Source organism: Sphingomonas parva (ex Maeng et al. 2020) (genome assembly GCF_004564275.1).
Classification (GTDB): domain Bacteria; phylum Pseudomonadota; class Alphaproteobacteria; order Sphingomonadales; family Sphingomonadaceae; genus Allosphingosinicella; species Allosphingosinicella parva.
In genome coordinates this window covers 93,259-115,560 of record NZ_SPDV01000009.1, presented here as the reverse complement: position 1 = coordinate 115,560, position 22,302 = coordinate 93,259, and the positions used below count along the sequence as shown (strand labels likewise).

17 protein-coding genes and 1 tRNA gene are annotated in these 22,302 nt (G+C 67.2%); 14 read left to right on the top strand and 4 right to left on the bottom strand.

Annotated elements, in window-relative coordinates:
- Positions 1-2 precede the first annotated feature (2 nt).
- On the bottom strand, positions 3-968 hold the full coding sequence (locus E2493_RS06475; RefSeq protein ID WP_135084918.1) for a hypothetical protein: 966 nt from the start codon (positions 966-968) through the stop codon (positions 3-5).
- Positions 969-1,086: 118 nt separating this feature from the next.
- Positions 1,087-1,263 carry a hypothetical protein gene (locus E2493_RS21130; protein WP_167737422.1) on the bottom strand — a complete coding sequence of 59 codons (177 nt, stop codon included), beginning with the start codon at positions 1,261-1,263 and terminating at the stop codon, positions 1,087-1,089.
- Positions 1,264-1,827: 564 nt separating this feature from the next.
- On the opposite strand from E2493_RS21130, the gene E2493_RS06470 reads away from it, so the two are divergent.
- Both E2493_RS06470 and E2493_RS06465 read left to right on the top strand, forming a co-directional pair.
- Positions 1,828-4,710, top strand: coding sequence for a S8 family serine peptidase (locus E2493_RS06470; RefSeq protein WP_167737421.1), 2,883 nt, complete (start codon positions 1,828-1,830; stop codon positions 4,708-4,710).
- An 80-nt stretch (positions 4,711-4,790) separates the two neighbouring features.
- Positions 4,791-7,379, top strand: coding sequence for an EAL domain-containing protein (locus E2493_RS06465; RefSeq protein WP_135084915.1), 2,589 nt, complete (start codon positions 4,791-4,793; stop codon positions 7,377-7,379).
- A 217-nt stretch (positions 7,380-7,596) separates the two neighbouring features.
- Here E2493_RS06465 and E2493_RS06460 read toward each other — a convergent pair.
- Positions 7,597-7,683, bottom strand: a tRNA-Leu gene (locus E2493_RS06460).
- A gap of 107 nt (positions 7,684-7,790) precedes the next feature.
- Here E2493_RS06460 and E2493_RS06455 point away from each other — a divergent pair.
- The 4 genes from E2493_RS06455 to E2493_RS06440 all read left to right on the top strand — a co-directional run bounded on the left by E2493_RS06455 (position 7,791) and on the right by E2493_RS06440 (position 10,986).
- Positions 7,791-8,723, top strand: coding sequence for a complex I NDUFA9 subunit family protein (locus tag E2493_RS06455; protein ID WP_135084913.1), 933 nt, complete (start codon positions 7,791-7,793; stop codon positions 8,721-8,723).
- A gap of 73 nt (positions 8,724-8,796) precedes the next feature.
- Positions 8,797-9,600, top strand: coding sequence for an undecaprenyl-diphosphate phosphatase (locus tag E2493_RS06450; RefSeq protein WP_135084911.1), 804 nt, complete (start codon positions 8,797-8,799; stop codon positions 9,598-9,600).
- 137 nt (positions 9,601-9,737) lie between these two features.
- Positions 9,738-10,193 (top strand): hypothetical protein, encoded by a 456-nt coding sequence (locus tag E2493_RS06445; RefSeq protein ID WP_135084909.1) that lies wholly within the window; start codon positions 9,738-9,740, stop codon positions 10,191-10,193.
- Between the two features lie 118 nt (positions 10,194-10,311).
- Positions 10,312-10,986, top strand: a complete 675-nt coding sequence (locus E2493_RS06440) for a glutathione S-transferase family protein (protein ID WP_135084907.1) — start codon at positions 10,312-10,314, stop codon at positions 10,984-10,986.
- Positions 10,987-11,034: 48 nt separating this feature from the next.
- On the opposite strand, the gene ubiG is transcribed toward E2493_RS06440, so the two are convergent.
- A complete protein-coding gene (gene ubiG / locus E2493_RS06435; RefSeq protein ID WP_135085011.1) occupies positions 11,035-11,772 on the bottom strand; it encodes a bifunctional 2-polyprenyl-6-hydroxyphenol methylase/3-demethylubiquinol 3-O-methyltransferase UbiG in 738 nt (245 codons plus the stop codon).
- 110 nt (positions 11,773-11,882) lie between these two features.
- On the opposite strand from ubiG, the gene lysA reads away from it, so the two are divergent.
- The 8 genes from lysA to tilS all read left to right on the top strand — a co-directional run bounded on the left by lysA (position 11,883) and on the right by tilS (position 22,301).
- The gene (lysA, locus tag E2493_RS06430) at positions 11,883-13,163 is read left to right on the top strand and encodes a diaminopimelate decarboxylase (protein ID WP_135084905.1); all 1,281 of its coding nucleotides are present in this window, start codon (positions 11,883-11,885) and stop codon (positions 13,161-13,163) included.
- Between the two features lie 46 nt (positions 13,164-13,209).
- Entirely contained in the window at positions 13,210-14,448 is a 1,239-nt protein-coding gene (locus E2493_RS06425; protein WP_135084903.1) for an aspartate kinase, read from the top strand.
- Between the two features lie 59 nt (positions 14,449-14,507).
- On the top strand, positions 14,508-15,494 hold the full coding sequence (locus E2493_RS06420) for an NAD(P)H-dependent flavin oxidoreductase (protein WP_135085009.1): 987 nt from the start codon (positions 14,508-14,510) through the stop codon (positions 15,492-15,494).
- An 86-nt stretch (positions 15,495-15,580) separates the two neighbouring features.
- The gene (gene ptsP / locus E2493_RS06415) at positions 15,581-17,857 is read left to right on the top strand and encodes a phosphoenolpyruvate--protein phosphotransferase (RefSeq protein ID WP_135084901.1); all 2,277 of its coding nucleotides are present in this window, start codon (positions 15,581-15,583) and stop codon (positions 17,855-17,857) included.
- A gap of 80 nt (positions 17,858-17,937) precedes the next feature.
- Complete coding sequence (locus E2493_RS06410; protein ID WP_135084899.1) at positions 17,938-18,801, top strand: helix-turn-helix domain-containing protein; 864 nt, start codon at positions 17,938-17,940, stop codon at positions 18,799-18,801.
- Between the two features lie 77 nt (positions 18,802-18,878).
- Positions 18,879-19,754, top strand: coding sequence for a tetratricopeptide repeat protein (locus E2493_RS06405; RefSeq protein WP_135084897.1), 876 nt, complete (start codon positions 18,879-18,881; stop codon positions 19,752-19,754).
- A gap of 162 nt (positions 19,755-19,916) precedes the next feature.
- Positions 19,917-21,128 (top strand): hypothetical protein, encoded by a 1,212-nt coding sequence (locus tag E2493_RS06400; RefSeq protein WP_135084895.1) that lies wholly within the window; start codon positions 19,917-19,919, stop codon positions 21,126-21,128.
- A 270-nt stretch (positions 21,129-21,398) separates the two neighbouring features.
- Positions 21,399-22,301, top strand: a complete 903-nt coding sequence (gene tilS / locus E2493_RS06395; RefSeq protein ID WP_225421177.1) for a tRNA lysidine(34) synthetase TilS — start codon at positions 21,399-21,401, stop codon at positions 22,299-22,301.
- Position 22,302: the final 1 nt, after the last annotated feature.

The following is a 22,302-nucleotide window of genomic DNA, read 5'->3' as shown; positions in this document are numbered from 1 at the left end:
TGTCAGATCAACGCGCCGCTGGAGCTGCGGGTCTTGAACTCGATCTCGATGGTCGTCTCCATCGGCCGGACGCGCAGCCTCTTCCCTAGCCGCGGGTCGAGGAAATCACGCAGTAGCGGCGGTCGCGCGGCACGGAAATAGAATGCCGGGTCCTCGCAGACATCGTCACTGGCCGCGAGGCGCAGCTCGTCCTTGCGAGTCACCGTCTGCACGACAGCGGGCGCATGCGTAACCCCGGCGGAGAGCAAGGCGAAGGCGCGATGGTAGCCGTTCTGCAACAGCAGGCGCTCCTCGCTGCGGACCACCGAGAGAAAATTGGAGCCGAAGCCGACCGGAAAGGCGAGGATCGACGCGACCGGTCCGAACGACTTCAGACCCGTTACCTGGCCAGCCTCGAGAATGGCCGCAGGGTGAAGGCGGAAGTCGGTGGACGGCGAAGTGAAGACATAACGGTCCTTGCCGCTCCTGCGAACCCGGACCGGCGCCTGGGAGCGGTCCAGCGGCAGGCAGAAGCGGAACAGGGCTTCGGCGTCGCGTGGATCGGGCAAGGTCCTCTGCAGGCCCTCGGCAAAGTCGCAGCCGATATTCGACTGGGACACGACGAGCCGGGAGAGTTCCACCATCCGGATTTCCACCGGAAGCGTGTCGAAGCTCTCGAGGAAATAGCGATCCTCGAGGACCGAACGCTGCAGTGTTGCGAGATCGGGACCGATCGGAAGGCACTCCGCCCCGTCCGCAGCGCCGGCTTCCCCCTGCTCGAGTTCATAATAGAGGTCGTTAGCCAGGCGCCATTCGTCGGCGAGGAGCCGCGGACTGATGCGATCGCCGTCGATCACCTTGTCGCGCACGAAGTTCAGATAGTCGGAGAGATGCGGCTGGCCGAGGAGCCAGACGAGCCATTCGCCGGCTTGGACCGCATCGAGTGGCGGCTCGCCGCCGCGCGCCAGCTCCGAACTGCTTTTCTTCAAGAGCCCGCTCCCGTTGGTTTCGAGCGACGCAGAGGATAAGCGGCCGGAATTGTCATTCCCTTAAGCTGCGCCACCCGCCCGGCGCGGCGCGGCCGGACGAGCGGGCGGCACGACTTGCTCAGTAGCAGCGGCCCTTGCTGCGCGAGCCCTTGCTCTTGGACCCCTTGCTCTTGGAGCCCTTGCTCTTCGAGCCCTTGCTGCGCGAGCCCTTGCAGGGGCTGGGCTTGCAGCTGCTGCGGCCCTTGCCGCCGGCTCCGTAGACGTGCCCGATTTCTGCTGTCGTAAGATCACGCATCTGACGTCTCCCGTTCGCATCTGGCGCTCTCTGTCTCATGCGCCGCTGCAGGAGCCTATGATTCGCGTCGAAGATGCCTAGGGGTCATTTTTGAGCGTACCGAAGTGGGACGTTTCGCGAGCTTCCCGTTGGGCTGGCGGAAGGACGCTGTCCGGATGGGCTCGTCCGATGAAACAAGCAGCGGAAAGGTTGATGCCGGGCCGCTCGTATCGGCGGTAATGAACGCTTTTTCCCGAGCGGGAACGCACCTCGATCGGCCACTTTCCCGTGGTTAACAAAAGCTTTTGAGGAAAAGCCGCGGATTCACTAGCCTGCAAACGCAGGAAAAGCGCCAAAAAATACTTTCCGCGGCTTCATGGTAAACGTCTGGTGAAAAAGGACTGCGGCGATCCCGAGTCGAAATCGATTAACCAGCACAGATTAGAATTGCTTAGCGGCGCATCGTCCATTTCGGACCCAATATTTCGGGGGAATGGGACTATGCGCAAACAACTCGCTACGCTCCTGCTGACGGGGGCAGCTCTGAGCAGCTTGTCGGTCGGAACGGCCGCCAACGCACAGTTGGTGTCGATCAAACTGACGCCGAAGCCGGCAGCGCCTTCGACCGCGCCGGTACTGAAGCCGCACAGCGAGATCCTCCAGCCCTTCTGGAACACGGCCGACGCATTCGGCGACGTGATCCAGCCGTTCGTTGGAACCGGAAGGGAAGACGGCGACGTCATCCAGCCCTTTGCGGGCAGCGGCGAAGCCTTCGGCGACGTCATCCAGCCGTTCACCGGCAACGTCATGGAATTCTGGGGCGACGCGTTCGGCGATGTCATCCAGCCTTTCGCCGGCACCGGCGGGGAAGACGGTGATGTCATCCAGCCGTTCATCGGCGGCGAGCCGTTCGGCGACGTGATCCAGCCGTTCGACGGGAGCGCCCAGTCTCTCTCCCATATCGGTCACTATTGGACGAATTTCGGGATCTTCTGGCGCGAGACCACGCCGTTGCTCGCCGATCCGCTCGCGGCCCCGACGCTGGAGTCGAAGCTCAACGAGATGATGTCGCAGACCGAGCTTGCCTGGGGTGCATCGATCGGCAAGGCGACCGGCAAGTCGTTCGACGAGGCTTTCGCGGCCCCGCTGTTCGCCCGCTACGGCATCGATCCGACCGATGGCGCCACGCTCCAGCGCTTGACTGCGTCCGAGCGCGCCAAGTTCGTGCTGGACTGGTACGACACGCTGATGGGCTACACGGGGATCGACCGGGTCGATCACTGGATGCCCGCCGTGCGCTGGACTCCGGCGATCACCCAGCAGCAGGGCTCCGGCGCGGACAGCATCATCGGGCTTATCGACGCCACGGCTTCGGGCGACCCGGACCTTGCCGACAACATCGCCTATTCCGGCGGCGGCTCCGCCGTGGTCGGCGGCCACGGCGTCGGCGTGGCGAGCCTGATGGTGGCGGCGCACGACGGCCAGGGCGTGATGGGAATTGCGCCGAACGCCAGCGTCGTCGCGTTCAATCCGTATGACGCGAGCAATACCACGTCGTTCGCGACGGTGAGGGACGGCATCGTCGCTCTCGGTGCGCGCGGCGCGAGCGTCATCAACATGTCGCTGGGCGTGCCGGGCTTCACGCTGCATCCGGAATGGAAGAACGTCTTCGCCGATCCGCAGGTTGCCGCCTTCTCCGATCCGGCCAGCGCCGGCACGAAGATGGTCTTCGTGATCGCCGCCGGCAACGACGGCTCGACCCAGCTGACCAACATCACCTGGGATCTGAAGAACGCGCCCGCGATGATCGTCGTGGGATCGGTCGATCCCTCCGGGAACATCTCCAGTTTCTCGAACCGGCCCGGAACCGCGTGCTTCACCAATGGCCTGCTCTGTCGCGACACGCTGATGAACAATTTCATGGTCGCGCCGGGTGAGTTGATCCTGCTTCCGGACGGCGACGGCGGTTTCATCCGTCGTAGCGGCACCTCGTTCGCAGCGCCGCTCGTCTCGGGAGCGATCACCCTGCTCCACGATCGCTGGCCGTGGCTCGCCAATTATCCGAAGGAAACGGTCGACATCATGCTGCGCTCGGCCCGCGACCTCGGCGCTCCCGGCGTCGACCCGGTCTACGGCCACGGCATGCTGGACGTCACCGCATCCCAGTCGCCGCTCGACTTCAACACGCTCCGTTTCTTCGAGATGAAGGGCGGCGTTAAAACCGAGATGCTGGCAGCCCAGGTGCGCGCGGCCGGCGTCCAGACCACCTGGGAAGCCGACGGCGTCTACTACCACCTGTACGAGCCGATCGGCGGCACCTTCCGCGACTTCGCGGTGCCGCTGTCCAGCGCACTGGTCGGCAAGGTCGGCACGCTCACGGGCGCCTCGGAATATTTCCAGCGCTTCGTAGAGCAGCGGATGAAGGACTGGATCAAGGGCGGCAGCGGCTTCACCGACGTCGCGATGCTTTCCAGCCCGGATCGCGGCGGCTGGCAGGCGGGCATTGCCTCGCTGAGCCCCGATGCGAACCTCATCCGCCAGGGCTATTCGCCCATGGCCCAGTCGTGGCTGCGCCTGACCAGCCCGGAGCAGCGCTTCGGCTTCAGCGCCGGCTTCGGCCAGGGCGGCATGGCGATGAACGGGATGAACGGGCTCGGCCTGAGCTCGGATTACGGAACCGCCGGCGGCGTCAACCCGCTGCTCGGCCTCGCTTCGGGCGGACCGTTCGCGGCCGTCGACGCGACGCTGGGCGCCGGCACCACCGTCTCGTTCGGCTGGACCAGCCAGCATCTCGACCATCGGCGTAGATGGCGCTCGGACGAGGAGCGGCTTGCCTTCGACGGGGTTGATCCGTTCAAGGCCAAGGCACTGAACGTGCGCATTGCCCACAAGGCAGCTCCCGGACTCACCGTCAGCGCCGCTTATGCCCGGGTTAACGAGGCGAACGGCCTTCTCGGCGTGCAGTCGCGCTACGAGAGCGACCTCGATCAGGGCGCGGTGAGCGACACGATCACGTTCGGGGCATCGGCTGAGATCGGCCGCCACGTCACTCTCGCTCTCTCTGCCACCGGCGGACGCACGCGTTCGGGCATGGTCGGCGAGCAGGGCCTGGCGACCAGCGGCGACGGCGTGCTCAGCACCGCGTTCGCCGCCGCGCTGAGCAAGCGTTCGATCTTCGGCGAGGCTGACGCCCTGCGCCTCTCCGTGTCGCAGCCGCTGCACGTCGAGCGCGGTTCGCTCTCCTACACCTCCGTGCAGGTGATCGATCGGGAGACCGGCAGCCTCGGCCTCGCCGAGCAGACGTTCAGCCTCTCGGGCCGCAAGCGGCCACTGAGCGGCGAGATGCTCTACGCCACCCCCCTCGCGGCGGGCGGCGAGCTCGGGCTGTTCGGGCGTGCCGAGCTCAACAGCGGTCCGCAGGACCAGGACCACTTCGTCCTCGGCGGACGGATCGGGTTCGACTTCTGAGGGAACGCCCAGCCTAACGATATGCTCTGACGCGAAATCGGTAGCGGCGAGATAGGGACGCCGCTTGCCAGGGGGATGATATGAGCAAGACCAGAAACCTGATGATCGGCCTTCTGTTGGCCAGCGTGGCGCCGGTCGGCGCGGCCGCTGCCCAGACGACCAACCCGGCGGCGCTTGCCGGCGCCAGCCGCCTGGACGCCGAAATCGCAGCCGCCAAGGCAGCGATGATGGCCAATCCCGGCGCAGCCCTGACCCATGCTCGCGCTGCGGTCCAGCTGAGCACGACCCGGCCGTCGCCGGCGGAGCGGGTCACCGCCGAGCTGACCGGCCGCTGGCTGGAGGGTGAGGCGCTGGTTCGCGTGAACAGGCCGCTGGATGCGGCCCCGGTGCTCGAGGCGGCGCTCGTCCGCGTCGCCCGGCACGCGCCCGGCACCAAGCTGCACGGCGATCTGCTGAAGGCGCGTGCCGGCGCCGCCCTGGTCACCGGACAATCGGCTTTCGCGCTCGAGAAGCTCGTCGCCGCGCACGATCTTTTTCGAAAGCTCGGCGAGGGCCGCAGCCAGGCCGTTGTGCTTCAGCAGATCGGCGGCCTTTATCAGGAGGCGCAGGATTTCGAGAAGGCGCTCGAATATTATGGCCAGTCGGCCGAGGCCTATCGTCACGATCCGGCGCTTTCGGTCGCCAACCACAACAACCGTGGTATCGCTTTGAAGGAGCTGGGACGCCTTCCCGAAGCGGAGGCTGAGTTCCGCAAGGCGCTCGCGCTTGCCCGGGACATTGGGAGCAAGAGCCTGCAGGCACGGATCCTCAGCAACATCTCGTCGGCGGAACTGGCCGCAGGCAAGGTCGACCAGGCTGACGCGACCGCCCGCGCCGGGCTCAAGCTCGCCGTCGGCGCCGACGCGGAATGGCAGCCGCAATTGTGGGGCGTCCGCGCCCAGGTCGCGCTTGCCCGCCGCGACCTTCTCTCGGCGAAGACCTATATCGAAAGGACGTTTGCCGGCGTCGATCTCGCGACCTCAACGATCGGGTTTCGCGAGTTGCACGACACCGCCAACCGTATCTATCAGGCGCTCGGCGACTATCCTGCCGCTCTCGCTCATCTGTCGGCGGCCAAGCGGCTCGAGAACGACGCGCGCGAGCTTGCCGCGACGACCGGCTCAGCGCTGCTTGCAGCCCGTTTCGACGCCGCCAACCAGCAGCTGCGCATCGCCAAGCTGAAGGCGCAGCAGCTTGAGCGTGACAAGGAGATCGCGCGGTCTCAGGCTCGTTTCGAGCGCACCCTCCTGTTCGGCGGGCTCGCGATCGGCGCTCTGCTCGTCATCTTCGGCGCCATGGCGACCGCGTTCGTGGCAATCCGGCGTAGCCGCAACAAGGTCAAGGCTGCGAACGTACAGCTCACCTACGCTGCCCGCCACGATGCGCTGACCGGCCTCGTCAACCGCTCCTACATCCGCGAGCTGCTGCGCGAGCGGCTCGATCAGCGGAACGCCCCGGCGGCGCTGATGCTGATCGATCTCGACCGGTTCAAGGAAGTCAACGACACCCTCGGGCACTGGGCGGGCGACGAAGTGCTGCGCGTCATCGGCCAGCGGCTGCGCGAGGCACTGCCCGACGGCTCGCACGCCGCCCGCCTCGGCGGCGACGAGTTCGGCGCGGTGGTACCGGTCGGCGACGTCGATGTGCTTTCGATCCTCTCCGAGAAGCTGATTGGCCTGCTGAGCGCCCCCATTGCGTTGGGCGGAACGCAGGTCCGGGTCGGCGCATCGGTTGGAATCGCCGTCGGCGGCCTGCATGGCGCCAACGTGGAGGAGCTGACGCGCAACGGCGATCTCGCCCTCTACCATTCGAAATCGACCGGCCGTGGCCGCCACAGCGTCTATCAGGCCTGGATGACGGCCGAGGCGAATGCCCGCCGGGAGCTCGAGGCCGACCTCAAGCACGCGCTTGCCGAAGACCAGTTCTCGCTCGTCTATCAGCCGATCGTCTCGGCCGAGGACGGCGCCCTGGTCGCCTTCGAGGCCCTGCTGCGCTGGGAGCACCCGACCCGCGGCAACATCCCGCCGTCGGAGTTCATCATGATCGCCGAGGAGGCGGGAATCATTCGCCAGATCGGCGAGTGGGTCATCCGTTCGGCCTGTAGCGAAGCGATGAAGTGGGACCCGAGCGTCAAGGTCGCAATCAATCTCTCCGCTGTCCAGGTCGAGGCCGAGGGGCTGGTCGGCACCGTCCTCCATGCTCTGGCCGCCACCGGCCTGGCTGCCGAGCGGCTGGAATTCGAGGTTACCGAGACCGTCTTCCTGCGCCAGGGCGCACGGACCAAGGCAACCCTCGACCAGCTGCGCGCCCTCGGCGTCAGCCTCGCCCTCGATGACTTCGGCACCGGCTACTCGTCGCTCGGCTATCTGCAGCGCACCGAGTTCAACAAGATCAAGATCGACCGTTCGTTCGTCCAGTCGGCTGCCTCGGGATGCCAGGAGAGCCTGGCGATCATCCAGGCGATCGTCGCCCTCGCTCGCAGCCTCGGCATGAAGACCACCGCCGAAGGTGTGGAAACCGAGGCGGAAAAGGCTCTGGTCAGCAAGCTCGGCTGCACGCAGCTGCAGGGCTATCTGATCGGTATGCCCGAGGCGGATTCGAGCGAGGTCTGCGACCGCCTCGTCGCCTGAGCCTTCGATCGGGCAAGGCCCGAATCGCCTTCATCGAGGGACGCGGTCTTCCGCGCCGGAACATTCCGGCGCGGAAGATCCGCGTTTGGATGGGAGGGATCAACGCCGCCGGCTGCTATGGCCGGGATCCTTCGAGCGGTGCCAGCGAGCGGCCGGAGAGCCGTCCCGGCCTTGCTGTCGCCAAAGCTGCGCTGAACTCAACCCCTTGAAGGGGGAGTGGTGCCCAGGAGAGGACTCGAACCTCCACGCCCTTGCGAGCGCCAGCACCTGAAGCTGGTGCGTCTACCAATTCCGCCACCTGGGCACGGGGTAGTGGCGGGGCAACTAGGGGGCCTCCGCGCGCTTGTCAACGTGCCGGCGAGCGGGCAATGGGGCGCCTGACTTCTTCTCCTGAGGTAAGGGACTTTTTCGATGGACCGCGTGGTCACTGTGTTCGGAGGCGGCGGTTTTCTCGGCCGCTACGTCGCCCAGCCATTGTTCAGGACCGGCGCGCGGGTGCGGATCGCACAGCGCGATCCTCGCAGCGCCTTCTTCCTGAAGCCGCTCGGCACCGTTGGACAGAGCCAGTTCGTCGCCTGCGACATCCGCGATGCGGCGCGGGTTCGTGCCGCGATCGAGGGCAGCGACGCCGTGATCAACCTCGTCGGCACGCTGAACGGCGATTTCGACGGCATCCACGTGACCGGCGCGCGCAACATCGCCGAGGCCGCCGCGGCCGCCGGCGCCGAGACGCTGGTCCACGTCTCCGCCATCGGCGGCGATACGAGGTCCGAATCCACTTATTACCGTACCAAGGCTGAAGGCGAGCAAGCGGTGCGCGACGCCTTTCCGGCGGCGACGATCCTTCGCCCAGCCGTCCTGTTCGGGCGCGAGGACAATTTCGTGAATCGGTTTGCCGGCCTCGCCCGATTGGCCCCTGTCCTGCCGGTGATCCGCGGTGCAACGCGCATGCAGCCGGTTTATGCGGCCGACGTAGGTCGTGCGGTCGCGGCCGCGGCGAACGTGCCGGGTGAGCATTCGGGCAAGACCTACGAGCTCGGCGGTCCGCAGGTGATGACCATGCGCGAGCTGATGGAGCTGGTCTGCAAGGCCACCGGCCACAACAGGAGCCTCGTCGAGATACCTGATGCGGCCGCAGCGGCGGCCGCACGGCTCACCGGGTGGCTTCCTGGTGCGCCGCTCACCTGGGAACAGTGGCTGATGCTGCAGAAGGACATCGTCGCCGAGGGTGGCGCTGGGCTCGAGGCCTTCGGTATCTCGGGAACGCCGCTGGCGGCGGTTTCCGAAGGCTGGCTTACCGCCTACCGCCGTCACGGCCGCTTCGCCGCCAAATCTCCTTACTGATCGCTGCGGCGCGATTCTGCCGCACCGCCCTTTCTCCACGCCGGCGAGAGCCGTTCACCGATAGCGGGTAATCATGGACGCATCCCTTCTGACCATCATCCTGCTCGGCATCGTCGAAGGCGTGACCGAATTCATTCCCGTCTCTTCGACGGGCCATCTGGTGCTCGCCGCCGAATTGCTCGGCTTCGAGAGCGAGGCCCAGGGCACGTTCGAGATCGTCATCCAGCTCGGCGCCATCCTCGCCGTGCTGGTTCTCTACTGGAGGCGATTCTTCGACGTTGCCATGGGGCTGTTCCGGCTCGATCCGGGCGCCCTCGCCTTCACGCGCAACATCCTGCTCGGCTTTCTGCCCTCGGCGGTCATCGGATTGATCGTCTACGACGGGGTAAAGGCGCTGCTCGACAGCCCCATGACGGTTGCCGTGGCGCTGGTTCTCGGCGGTATCGCCATCCTCGTCCTCGAGCGGCTGCTGAAGAACCCGCGGATCGACAGCGTCGAAGCCATGAGCTGGCGCGTCGCGCTTGGCATCGGCTTCATCCAGTGCCTCTCGATGATACCGGGCGTAAGCCGGTCGGGCGCGACGATCCTCGGCGCCCTTTCACTCGGCGTGGAGCGCAAGACGGCAGCGGAGTTCAGCTTCTTCCTCGCAGTCCCGACGATGCTCGCAGCTTCGGGCTATGACCTCTACAAGACCGGTGCGACGCTCGACAGCGGCGCCTGGGGAACGATCGCGCTCGGCTTCGTCGTCTCGTTCGTGGTCGCGCTGGTCGTCATCCGCTGGTTCATCAACATCGTGACCCGCTATGGCTTCGCGCCGTTCGCCTGGTATCGCATCGTTGCCGGCACGCTCGCGGCCGGGTGGCTGCTCGCCCGCTAGCGTCACCGCCTGGCTCGGCAGCGGCGCTGCCGGTCCTCATTCAGGCGCGGCTCATCGTTCTTCGGGCAGGACGAGCAACCGATTCGCACGAGGACGCGTTTTCCCCGTGCCGCCAAGGACTTGAGGAGGCCTGTCCGATGCGTAAACTGGTACTCGCCGCGAGCGCGCTCGCCTTCGCCGCTCCCCTCGCCGCTCAAACCTATCCGGATCCGCGTGACGAAGAGATCGTCCGCAGCCTGCCGGCGCCCGGCGAAGTCGAAGAACTGGGCGATCGGGTCGGCGCGGTCGCGGAAGCGATCCTCGACACGCCTGTTGGGCCGCTCCGTGAAGCCGTGGAAGGACGCCGGCTTGATCGGCGCGAGCGCGAAGAAACGCTCGGCGACGTGGCCAGTCGCGACGATCCCTATGCGCGCGAACGTGTCCGCGATGAGGTTGCGGCCGCCACGGCGGGTCTCGGTGCCGCCGTCGAGCAATTCGCCGTCGTCGCGCCCGTGCTGCGTCGTTCGATCGAGGACGCTGCGCGCCGAATGGAGGACGCGATCGAGCACCGCCGCGGCCGCCGCTACGACGATCGGTACGATCCGCGCGACTGAGCCTTTCGCGGGCCGCTGAATCCCGCTGATCGGCCGGATCGCACACGAGCTCCGAAAAGAGCGGAGCGGTCTCCCCGCCCGCTAGTCTTCCCGTGCGGCCGTCGCTAAGACGGCCGCCATGTGGCAGCTCTACCAATTTCCGCTTTGCCCGTTTTCGCGCAAGGTGCGGCTGATGCTCGGCGAAAAGGGCATTGCCCATGAGCTCGTGCGCGAAAATCCATGGGCCAATCGTGACGAGTTCCTCGACCTCAACCCGGCCGGGCAGACCCCGGTCCTGGTCGAGGAATCAAAAGGTCTCGTGCTGATCGATTCGAACGCGATCTGCGAATATTTCGAGGAGACGGTCGATCGGGCGCCCATGCTGGCGGGCGGCGCGGCGGCGCGCGCCGAGGTCCGCAGGCTGGTCGCCTGGTTCGACGAGCGGCTGTATGGCGACGTCGTCAAGCCGATGATGGACGAGCGGATGAAGAAGCGTCTCGTCAGTCGCGATGCGCCCGACACGCGCATCCTTCGCGAGGCGATGAAGACCGCCAACGCTCACCTCGACTATATCGATTACCTGCTCGACCATCGCCGCTGGCTCGGCGGGCCCGTGCTGAGCCTGGCCGATCTCACCGCAGCAGCGCATCTCTCCGTTGCCGATTATCTCGGCGGGATCGACTGGCGCGGCCACAAGCAGACGACCGACTGGTATTCAGTAATGAAATCCCGCCCCAGCTTCCGCACCCTGCTCGGCGAGCGGATGGAAGTGATCGTTCCGCCGACGCATTACGACAAGGTCGACTTCTTCTGATTGTCTGGGACGCAGCCCCGCCGCCGCGATTACCGACGGCGCAGCACCCTATCGGGCGCGCCTGGCGGTCACGAAATAATCGAGCGACTTGTTCTCGGAGATGTGGAATCCCCGTGCCGGTCCCCATGCCAGGCCGGAGCAGTCGACCGGCTCCAGGCCTGCATCGCGGACGAGCGCGAGCAACTCGTCCGGCGTCAGGAACTTGTTCCAGTCGTGCGTGCCGCGGGGAATCTGCCCCGTCCCTTCGGCGACGGTGATCAGCGCCAGCCGCGAAAGCCCCGTGCGGTTCGGCGTCGAGAGGATCAGGAGCCCCTCCGGGGCGAGCGCATCGGCCAGCCCCTGCAGATACGCCCGCACGTCGGCGACATGCTCGACAACTTCGAGGGACGTAATCAGGTCGTACGGCCCGGTGAGCGCCTCGACACTGCCGACCCGGTAATCGATCGTCAGTCCTTGACCGAGGGCGTGGTCGCGCGCGGCTGCGATGTTCTCGGGCGCCGGGTCTACCCCGGTGACCTCGGCACCAAGCCGGGCAAGCGGCTCCGCCAGCAGCCCGGCGCCGCAGCCGACGTCCGCAGCCTTGCGGCCGCTGAGAGGCCGCAGGTCGCATTCGTCAAGGCTCCAGTCCTGGTCCAGGCGGTCGCGAATATAGGCGAGCCGCACCGGATTGAGCTGATGAAGCATCGCCGAAGAGCCCTTGGGATCCCACCAATCGGCGGCCATCCGTCCGAAATGCGCCGCTTCGCGCGGGTCGATCGTGGTGGTGCCGGTGGGATCGCTTGCCATGCTCATGCCTGCTCCCTATCAGGACGCCGCCCGCTTTCCCAAGGCCAAACGGGCCCAGGCTGAAATCCGAGAGGCGCAGCCTCGTTCCCCTCCTCGCAGGCGAAGGCTCGATGGATCATTTTTCCCACCGCGACGGCGTCCTTCATTGCGAGGATCTGCCTCTGCCCGAGATCGCGGAGCGCGTCGGCACGCCCGTCTACGTCTATTCGAGCGCCACGATGGTGCGCCACGCTGAGGTGCTGAAGGACGCACTGGCGCCGCTCGGCAATCCGCTGATCGCTTATGCGGTAAAGGCCAATCCGAATGCGGCGGTTCTCGCCACACTCGCCGCGCAGGGTCTGGGAGCGGACGTCGTCTCGGGCGGCGAGTACCGCCGTGCGGTGGCGGCCGGAGTCTTGCCGGAGAAGATCGTATTCTCGGGCGTCGGGAAGACTGCGGAAGAGATGGCGCTGGCGCTCGAGGGTGGCCTGTTCCAGTTCAACCTGGAATCGGTCGAGGAAGCGGAAATGCTGTCCGAGGTTGCATCCCGCCTCGGCCGCACCGCGCCGATCGGCTTCCGCGTCAATCCCGACGTGGCCGCCGGCACGCATGCGAAGATCTCGACCGGATCCGCCGAGAACAAGTTCGGCGTGCCGGCAGGCGACGTGATGGCCGCTTACGCCCGCGCGGCCGAGCTTCCCGGCCTTCGTGTACAGGGCGTTGCCGTGCACATCGGCAGCCAGCTCACCAGCCTCGCGCCCCTGGAGAGCGCGTTCCGCAAGGTCGGTGCCCTGATCGGCGAGCTTCGCGCCGCCGGCCACGTGATCGAAGTGGCGGATCTCGGCGGTGGTCTTGGCATCACCTACGATCCCGCCCTGCCGCCGCCTCCCTCTCCCGAGGACTATGGCGACATGGTCTGCCGCGTCGCCAAGCACTGGGGAGTGCGCCTTGTGTTCGAACCGGGCCGGCTGATCGTCGGCAATGCCGGCGTGCTCCTGGCGCGCGTGATCCGCGTCAAGCCGGGCGTGGCGCACCCGTTCGTCGTCCTGGACGCGGCGATGAACGATCTGATGCGTCCCACCCTCTACGACGCCTGGCATGCAATCGAGGCGGTGGCGCCGCACGGCGGCCGCAGCACATTGAACGTGGTCGGGCCGGTGTGCGAGACCGGCGACACCTTCGCGACCGGCCGGGAAATGGACACTGTTCAAGCCGGAGACCTCGTCATCTTCCGCACCGCCGGTGCCTATGCCGCGGCGATGTCCAGCACCTACAATTCACGACCCCTGACGCCGGAGGTTCTCGTTCGTGGATCCGAAATGGCGGTGGTGCGCGAACGGATCGACATCGACCGGTTGATCGCCGCAGACAGAATCCCCAGCTGGCTCGCAGGCAGCGAGCGCAGCGCGTGAGCTCGCCTCCTTGCATGTGCGGCGGCAGCCGCTAAGAGCCGGCCCGATGGCGCGCATCGTGATGAAATTCGGCGGCACCTCGATGGCGGGCATCGAGCGCATCCGTCATGTCGCCAGCCTTGTGAAACGCGAAGTCGAGGCGGGCAACGAGCTCGCGGTCGTCGTCTCGGCGATGGCGGGCGAGACTGACCGCCTGGTCCAGCTCTGCCGCGAGGCCGCCTCGCTCTACGATCCGCGCGAATATGACGTCGTTGTCGCCTCCGGAGAGCAGGTGACGAGTGGACTCCTCGCGATCACTCTCCAGGGCATGGGACTGAACGCCCGCTCCTACATGGGCTGGCAGCTGCCGATCCTCACCAGCGGCCATACCGCCGGTTTGATCGAGGGCATCGACGCCGCCGTGCTCGACCGGGTCTTCTCGGAAGGCGGAATCGCGGTGATCCCGGGCTTCCAGGGCGTCACCGAGGCCGGTGACGTCTCGACCTTGGGGCGCGGTGGTTCGGACACCTCGGCGGTCGCGCTCGCCGCCGCCATGAAGGCCGACCGCTGCGACATCTATACCGATGTCGACGGTGTCTACACGACCGATCCGCGCATCGTGCCGCGCGCGCGCAAGCTGCCGGTTATCACCTACGAAGAGATGCTGGAGCTCGCGTCGGTCGGCGCCAAGGTGCTGCAGACCCGCTCGGTCGGTTTGGCGATGCGGGAGAACATGCCGTTGCGTGTCCTGTCCTCGTTCGACGATCGGCCCGGCACGATGGTGGTCGCCGACGAGGCTCTCGAGGAATACAATATGGAACGCCAACTGATCACCGGCATCGCCTACGACAAGAACGAGGCGATGGTCACGCTCACCGGCCTGCCCGACAAGCCCGGTACCGTCGCCGGCATCTTCGGGCCGCTCGCTGAGGCGAGCATCAACGTCGACATGATCGTGCAGAGCGTGCCTCAGCCCGGCTCGAAGAGCGATCTCACCTTCACCGTGCCGGCGGCCTCGCTGCCGCAGACCCGTGCGGTGCTGGAGCAGGTTCGCGAGAAGATCGGGTTCGACAATTTCGTCACCGACACCAATGTCGTGAAGGTGAGCGCGGTCGGCGTCGGCATGCGGTCGAATGCGGGCGTCGCCGCCCAGATGTTCGAGGCGCTGGCGCAGAGGAACATCAACATCCTCGCCATCACGACATCGGAGATCAAGGTGTCGGTCCTCATTGCGGAGGAATATACCGAATTGGCCGTGCGCGTCCTTCACAGCACCTACGGCCTCGATCAGGAGGCGGAAGCGTGAACCAGGCAGTCGATCTGTCCACAGCCGCCGACATCGGCCACGACCGCCTGCGCCGGCTGATGAAACGCGGCACCGACTTCCTCGGCTGCGAGGTTGCGGTGCTCGGCGGCGCGATGAGCTGGATTTCCGAGCGCAATCTCGTCTCCGCTCTGTCCAATGCGGGCGCCTTCGGGGTGATCGCCTGCGGAGCGATGACGCCCGCACTTCTCGACACCGAGATCGCCGAGACGAAGAAGCGAACCGACCGGCCCTTCGGCGTCAACCTCATCACCATGCACCCGCAGCTCTCGGAGCTGATCGACGTATGCGCGAAGCATGGAGTGAGCCATGTTGTGCTTGCCGGCGGGCTGCCGCCGCCCGGCTCGATCGAGCGGATCAAGGGCAATGGCGCGAAGCTGATCTGCTTCGCACCCGCCCTTGCGCTCGCGAAGAAGCTCGTCCGGTCCGGCGTCGATGCGCTCGTCATCGAGGGCATGGAGGCGGGCGGTCACATCGGCCCGGTCTCCACGTCGGTGCTTGCCCAGGAGATCCTGCCGCCGCTGGCTGCCGAGGTGCCGATCTTCGTCGCCGGCGGTATCGGCCATGGCGGGCTGATCGCGGGCTATCTCGAAATGGGCGCGGTCGGTGTCCAGCTCGGCACCCGCTTCGTCTGCGCGCACGAGTGCATCGCGCATCCGAATTTCAAGAAGGCGTTCATCCGCGCTTCGGCCCGCGATGCGGTGACTAGCGTCCAGATCGATCCGCGCCTGCCGGTGATTCCCGTCCGCGCCCTGAAGAACCGCGAGATGGAGAGCTTCGCCGCCAAGCAGCGCGAAGTTGCCGATCTCCTCGATAAAGGCGGGGTCGAGATGGCCGAGGCGCAGCTCCAGATCGAGCATTATTGGGCGGGCGCGCTCCGCCGCGCTGTGATCGACGGCGACGTCGAGAGCGGATCGGTAATGGCGGGCCAGTCGGTCGGGATGGTCCGGGAAGAAGCGCCGGCCGCGGAGATCCTCCGGCAGCTCGTCGATCAGGCAGCGCACGCTCTGGAGCGGCGTTCCGTCTGACGGCCCGGAACGAGCTCCGAAAGGGTCATATCTTCACCCTATCGGCCTTGGCTTCCGGCGACGCATTCTGTTAGCGCTGCTGCGACATGCCCGCTTCCGCCGCTTCCGCCCGCGAGATCCTGACCGGACTTCACGATGTCATGGCCTCGCGCTCCGGCGCGCAGGCGAAGCTCAACAAGGTCGTGAAGATCATCGCCGAGGCGATGGCGAGCGAGGTCTGCTCGATCTACCTGCTGCGCGACGGCGTGCTCGAGCTGTTCGCGACGGTCGGCCTCAACCAGAGCGCCGTACATGTCACCAAGCTCGGCCTGGGCGAGGGTCTGGTCGGCACGATCGCCAAGCAGGTCTCCGTCCTCAACCTGGCGGAAGCCGCCAGCCATCCAGAATTCGCCTATCGGCCCGAGACCGGGGAGGAACTGTTTCACAGCTTCGCCGGCGTGCCGATCGTCCGGCGCGAGCGCGCCATCGGCGTGCTCTGCGTTCAGCATGCGGATCCGCGCGCCTATGACGAGCTGGAAATCGAGGCGCTGCAGACCGTGGCGATGGTTCTCTCGGAACTGATCGCTAACGCGGGCCTTGCCGATCGCGCCTCCTCGGCCTCGGCAAACGCACGCGATCAGGGCTCGGTTCGACTCTCCGGGCTGCGGCTCGTCACCGGGATGGCCGTGGGCGTCGCCGTCTTCCACCAGCCGCGCGTCACGATCGAGCATACCGTTGCCGAGGACATCGAAGCGGAGCGCCACCGCGTCTATTCCGCGTTTCGCAAGATGCGCGAGCAGATCGACAGCATGACCAGCCTCGCCGAGTTCGGCACCGCGGGCGAGCATCACGACATCCTCGAGACGTACAAGATGTTCGCCTATGACGAGGGATGGTCGCGCCGGATCAACGAGGCGATCGACAGCGGCCTGACCGCGGAAGCGGCGATCGAGCGCGTCCGCCAACGCATGCAGACGCGGATGCGGGACATCGACGATCCTCTGCTTCAGGAGCGGATGCACGATCTCGATGACCTTTCGAACCGGCTGCTGCGCATCGTCTCCGGCCAGCTCGGCACGGCCGCGCAGATGGGGCTGCGCGGCGACGCGATCCTGGTCGCACGCAACCTCGGCCCCGCCGAGCTGCTGGAATACGATCGCCGCCGGTTGAAGGGCGTCATTCTCGAGGAAGGCTCGCTCACCGCCCATGTGACGATCGTCGCCCGGGCCATGGGCATTCCGATGCTCGGCCGCCTTCGCAATGTCCGCCAGGCGGTCTACGAGGGCGATCACATCCTCCTCGACGGGACTGAGGGCGCCGCGTTCGTGCGGCCGTCCGGCCCGGTCGAGGAAGCTTTCAAGGCCAAGCTTGCGGCGACCCAGAAGAAGCGCGCCGAGTTCGCCGCATTGCGCGACGTGCCGCCGGTGACCCGGGACGGCACCCGCGTCACGCTGATGGTCAATGCCGGGCTGCGCGACGACGCCGAAGCGATCCACATGGTGGGCGCCGACGGGATCGGCCTGTTCCGCACGGAATTTCAGTTCCTCGTCTCCGCCGCATTGCCGCGCCGCGAGAGCCAGCAGCGTCTGTATCGCTCGGTGTTGGAGGCCGCCGGGGACAAGCCCGTGATCTTTCGGACGCTCGACGTCGGCGGGGACAAGGCCCTTCCCTATCTCCAGACCGGTGACGGGGACGAACAGGAGGAAAACCCCGCGATGGGCTGGCGCGCGCTGCGCCTCGCCCTCGACCGCGACGGCCTGCTGAAGGCGCAGGCGCGAGCGCTGCTCGAAGCCGCCGCGGGCCGCGACCTCAACATCATGTTCCCGATGGTTTCGGAGCCATGGGAATTTGACGCCGCGCGCGACATCGTCGAGCAGCAGCGCAGCTGGCTGGCCGAGCGCCGGAAGCTGCTGCCGGCGAAGATCTCCTACGGGGCGATGCTGGAAGTCCCGGCGCTCGCCGAGACATTGGACATCCTTCTGCCGAAGATCGACTTTCTGTCTATCGGCACCAACGATCTCACCCAGTTCCTGTTCGCCGCCGATCGGGCCCATCCGAAACTCGCAGAACGCTACGACTGGCTGTCTCCTGCGATCCTGCGCTTCCTTCGCCGCATCGTGCGGGAGGCTTCCGCCGCCGGCGTCCCGGTCGGCGTGTGCGGTGAAATGGGGGGCCGGACTCTCGAGGCGATGGCGTTGATGGGGATCGGAGTGGAGCGCTTCTCTATCACGCCGGTCGCAGTCGGGCCGATCAAGGCGATGATCCGCTCCGTCGATCGCGGCGCGCTGATCCAAGCGTTGGAACAAATCCTCGCCCAGCCGCCTTCGGACATCCGTGGGGCGCTCAGCCGCTGGGCGGAGGAGAACGATGTCTTCGTCGGCTGAACGACTTGGGCGGTCGGCGTTGACATCAAACCTCCGCTCGGCTGTCATTGGCCGCGCCGGATGACTTGTAGCGAGGAGTAATGGCATTGGTGGCGGATACGCTCGAGGGAAAGACTCACGGCCGGACCGTCGGCGATCGCCTCCGCGTCGCACGCGAGGGCAAGGGCCTGACCCTGCAGGAGCTGGCGCTCCAGACGCGCATTCCGATCCGCCATCTCGAGCATATCGAACGAGGCGAGTGGGATTCGCTCCCGGCGGCGACCTATAGCGTCGGTTTCGCCCGCTCCTACGCCCAGGCCGTTGGACTTGACCCTTCTGACGTCGGCGGCGAGGTCCGTCAGCAGCTCGGCATGTCTCGGTCGGCGACCGGCCCGGTCACCGCTCAGTACGAGCCGGCCGATCCCGCCCGGGTGCCGCCTCGCTCGATCGCGCTGATCGCTGCCGGAATTGCGGTCGTGCTGATCATCGCCTTCATCATCTGGCGGAGCAACGCAGTGGACGATCCGACGCCGGAGCCTCAGATCTTGGAGGCACCCGCGCCCGCTCCGAAGGCGGCGGCTCCGCGCGCCCAGCAGCCTCAGGCGCCGATCGCGGCCAATGGCCCCGTTGTGCTCACCGCGACCGAGGACGTGTGGATGCGCATCGACAATGCGAATGGCGGTCCCGCGCTCTACCAGGGCACTCTCAAGGCGGGCGAGCGATACGAGGTTCCGGCGGCTGCGCCGGCACCGCAGATCCGTACCGGCCGTCCGCAATCCCTGCGGGTGACGGTCGGCCAGACGATCATACCGCCGCTTGGTGATCCCGATCGGACGATCTCCAGGGTCAGCCTCCGCGCCGCGGATCTCATCGCGCGCGCGCAGGGAAGCGCGCCGGCCGGTGGTGCCATGGCTCCGGCCGCCGGGCCGGTGGCGGCGGCGCCGGGACAGGTGCCGGCACGCTAGCCCGCGCTGCGCTTAATGCTGGCGACATCCTCGCCTGCTTAGTAAAAGCGGGAAGAGTGGAGTAGCGGGGAAAGATCATGCGTTTTCATCTTCTTGGGCTGGTCCTGCTGGCCTCCGTCGCCATGCCGGCCGGCGCGCAGCAGGCCGATCGCCTCGATCGTCGCGTCGATCGTCTCGAGCAGGAGATGCGCGCGGTACAGCGCAAGGTCTTCCCTGGCGCGAACGTTCCGATCGTCGGCGCCGAGATCCAGGAGACGAGGCCGACCATCGAGCAGCAGGGCGTCCCCGCGGGCAACGCGGTCGCTGACCTCACCGCGCGCGTCGATGCGGTGGAAGCACAGCTGAGGGCGCTGACCGGCCAGATCGAGCAGAACGGCAACCGGCTGCGGCAGCTCGAGTCGGCCTTCGCTACCCTTCGCGACAGCACGGGCACGCGGCTCGATGCCCTTGAGAAGCCCGCCGGCGCTGCGTCCTCCGCGCCGGCCGACGATGGAGCGGTGGAACCGCAGACGAGCAGCCGCGACGACAGCCCGGCGGCACAACCAGCCGCAGTTGCGGCGGCCAGCGATGCCGAGGCCGCCTACAATGCCGGCTATCGCCTGTGGGAACAGAAAAAATACGCCGAGGCGCAGCAGGCGCTCGAGGCCGTGTCGAAGAAATGGCCGAAGCATCGCTACGCGAGCTGGGCGGCGAACCTGGCCGGGCGGGCCTATCTGGACGACGGCAAGCCCGCGGCCGCGGCCAAGGTTCTCCTTGCCAACTACCAGGGCAATCCCAAAGGCGAGCGGGCCGCAGACAGCCTGTTCTTCCTTGGCCAGGCGCTGGTTGCACTCGGCAAGCCGACTCACGCGTGCAAGGCCTATGACGAGCTTCGCGAGGTCTATGGCGACTCGATCCGCGACTATCTGAAGCAGCGCCTGCCCCGCGCCCGCGCCGACGCCAAGTGCGCCTGATCGCCGTCGAGGCGCCAGAGGAGCATCGCTTCCGGCCGCGCCTCACGACCTGTTGACGGACGACGTTTTCGTCGCGCGTCCTGCTGCCTTCCTCGATCCCGGTTTGCCGCTCGGCGCCGATTCCCTTATTCTGCGCGGGAGGGGACCAACGGGGAAATTGCTATGAAGACGACGCGTTACCTGCTGCTCGCGGCCTGCACGGCGGCGGGCGCCCTGAGCTTCGGCACGGCGCACGGACAGCAGAAGGCCGGGACGACAGCGACCTACTGGATGAGCGCGGAAACCGCCTCTGGAATGGGCGCGATGAGCGCCGGCGGGACCAGGGGAATGGCGGCCGCCATGATGGGCGGCCGCGGACCGGGCTATGCCCACAATCTCACCCTTCAGCTCGGCACCGGTCAGCGTCCGCAGGGTGAGCCTAGCGCCGAACATCTCCCGCCGGCGGGCTTGAAGGCCGGCGCGAGCCTGCCCCTGGTGACGCCCCGCAGCCAGCCGGCGACCGGTTCGGTTCAGCCCTGGCAGAACATGGGCAAGCCCAAGGGCCGAATGCTGATCTATTGGGGCTGCGGCGAGCGCGCGCGGCCCGGCCAGCCTTTGATCGTCGATTTCGCCGCCATGGCGGCGGGCAAGGTTCCGCCGGCCTTCGCCAACACCGTGTTCAAGATGATGAACCCGCCGTCGGCATCGAGCAGCACGACCTATGGCGAGTGGCCGAACGACCGCTCCAGGACTCACGTGCCCGCCGGCGGCTCGCTGGTCGGTGCGCACGTCGTGAAAGGCAATTACACGCCGCAAATCGACTTCAGCCTTGCTCCGGGCCAGGATTTTCTGGCGCCGGTGCGCCTGACCAGCAACGCACCGGGAGCGTCGGGATCAGTGCCGCTCAGCTGGGCGGCCGTGCCGGGATCGCAGGCTTGGCTCGCCGCGACCATGGGCTCCGGCCAGAATAGCGATTTCGTGATGTGGAGCTCCAGCGAGACTCAGGCCATGGCGATGGCCAGCGACTATCTCGCTCCGGAGGAAATCCGACGCCTTACCGCAGCGAAGGTGCTGATGCCGGCGACCGCGACGAGCTGCACGGTTCCCGTCGAGGTCGCAAGGGCGGCGCCGCAGTCGATGCTGATGCTCACCGCGTTCGGGGGCGAGGCCAATTTCAGCCATCCGGCCCGTCCGGCGCGGGCGCCGGCCTCCTGGCGTCCCGACTGGACGGTCAAGCTTCGCACCAAGTCCACGCACAGCGGGCTGCTGGGCATGAGCATGGACGAGATGATGGGCCGCGACGGCGGCGAGCGGGAAGAGAACGCGGCGCCCGCGCGGCCGGAAAATACGAAATCGCGCCTCAAGCGCGGATTGGGCAAGATCCTCGGCAACTGAGGACGAGACCGGCAGCGGGAACGGTCACCGCGCGCGCTGCCGGGTTTTGCCCGCGCGCGCGGGAGGTTCGGCAAGGTGCATGGCAGGCGTGCGGCGCGAGACCATATCCGATGGACGTCGACGCTCCGCCGGCAGATGATCTCGCCGGCGCAGAAATGCGTGCGCCACCGATGCGCGCTTCTTCGTCCTACGCCCTTCTTCTAGAGAGGCGTGATGCCGCCTGCCCCGCCCGGTCCTGAGCTCGTCCAACGCTTTCGACGCGATCTTGCCGTGGTTGCGTCGGGACAGGGCCGTATCGGCATCGCCCTCTCCGGCGGACCCGACAGTCTGGCGCTTCTCCTGCTCGCGGTGGCCGCGTTTCCGGGAGACGTGGCGGCCGCGACGGTGGACCATCGGCTTCGCCCGGAGAGCGCCGCCGAAGCGGCCGCCGCCGCTGCCGCCTGCCACCGGCTGGGCGTCCCCCACCAGATTCTGGCCGTCACATTGCCGCGCGGAGGCAGTGTCCAGGCTCGAGCGCGTGCGGCACGCTATGCGGCGCTCACCAGCTGGGCCACGGCGGAAGGCATCGCAATGCTCCTCACAGGCCACCATGCAGACGATCAGGCGGAGACGCTGATGATGCGGCTGCTCCGCGGATCGGGCGTGGCCGGGCTCGCCGGGATCCGGCCGCACATCGCACTTTCCGAGTCTCTGATGCTCTGCCGGCCGCTGCTCGGCTGGCGCCGCGCCGAGCTTGCCGCGATCGTCGCCGCGGCCGGCCTGCAGCCGGTCGCCGATCCCAGCAACAGCGACGAGCGCTTCGATCGGGCACGGATGCGGCGCCAGCTGGCCGATACGGCGTGGATCGATCCCGTCGCGCTCGCCCGAAGCGCCGCTGCCCTGGCCGAAGCCGACGACGCGCTCGAGATATTGGCGCACGATCTCGCCGCCGAGCGCCTCGCCACCGGCGATGGCTGGGCGCAGCTTCGTCCCGACGGCGTCCCGCCTGCCCTGCTCCGCCGGCTGGTGGCGCGCGGCCTGCGCCATGTCGCGCCGGACGCCGCCCCGCGCGGCGATCAGCTGGGCAGTCTGATCGAGCAGCTGCGCACGGGCGCTACGGTCACTCTCGCCGGGGTGCTGTGCAGCGGCGGCGAGAGCTGGCGCTTCCAGCCGGAGCCGCCGCGTCGGGGCTGAG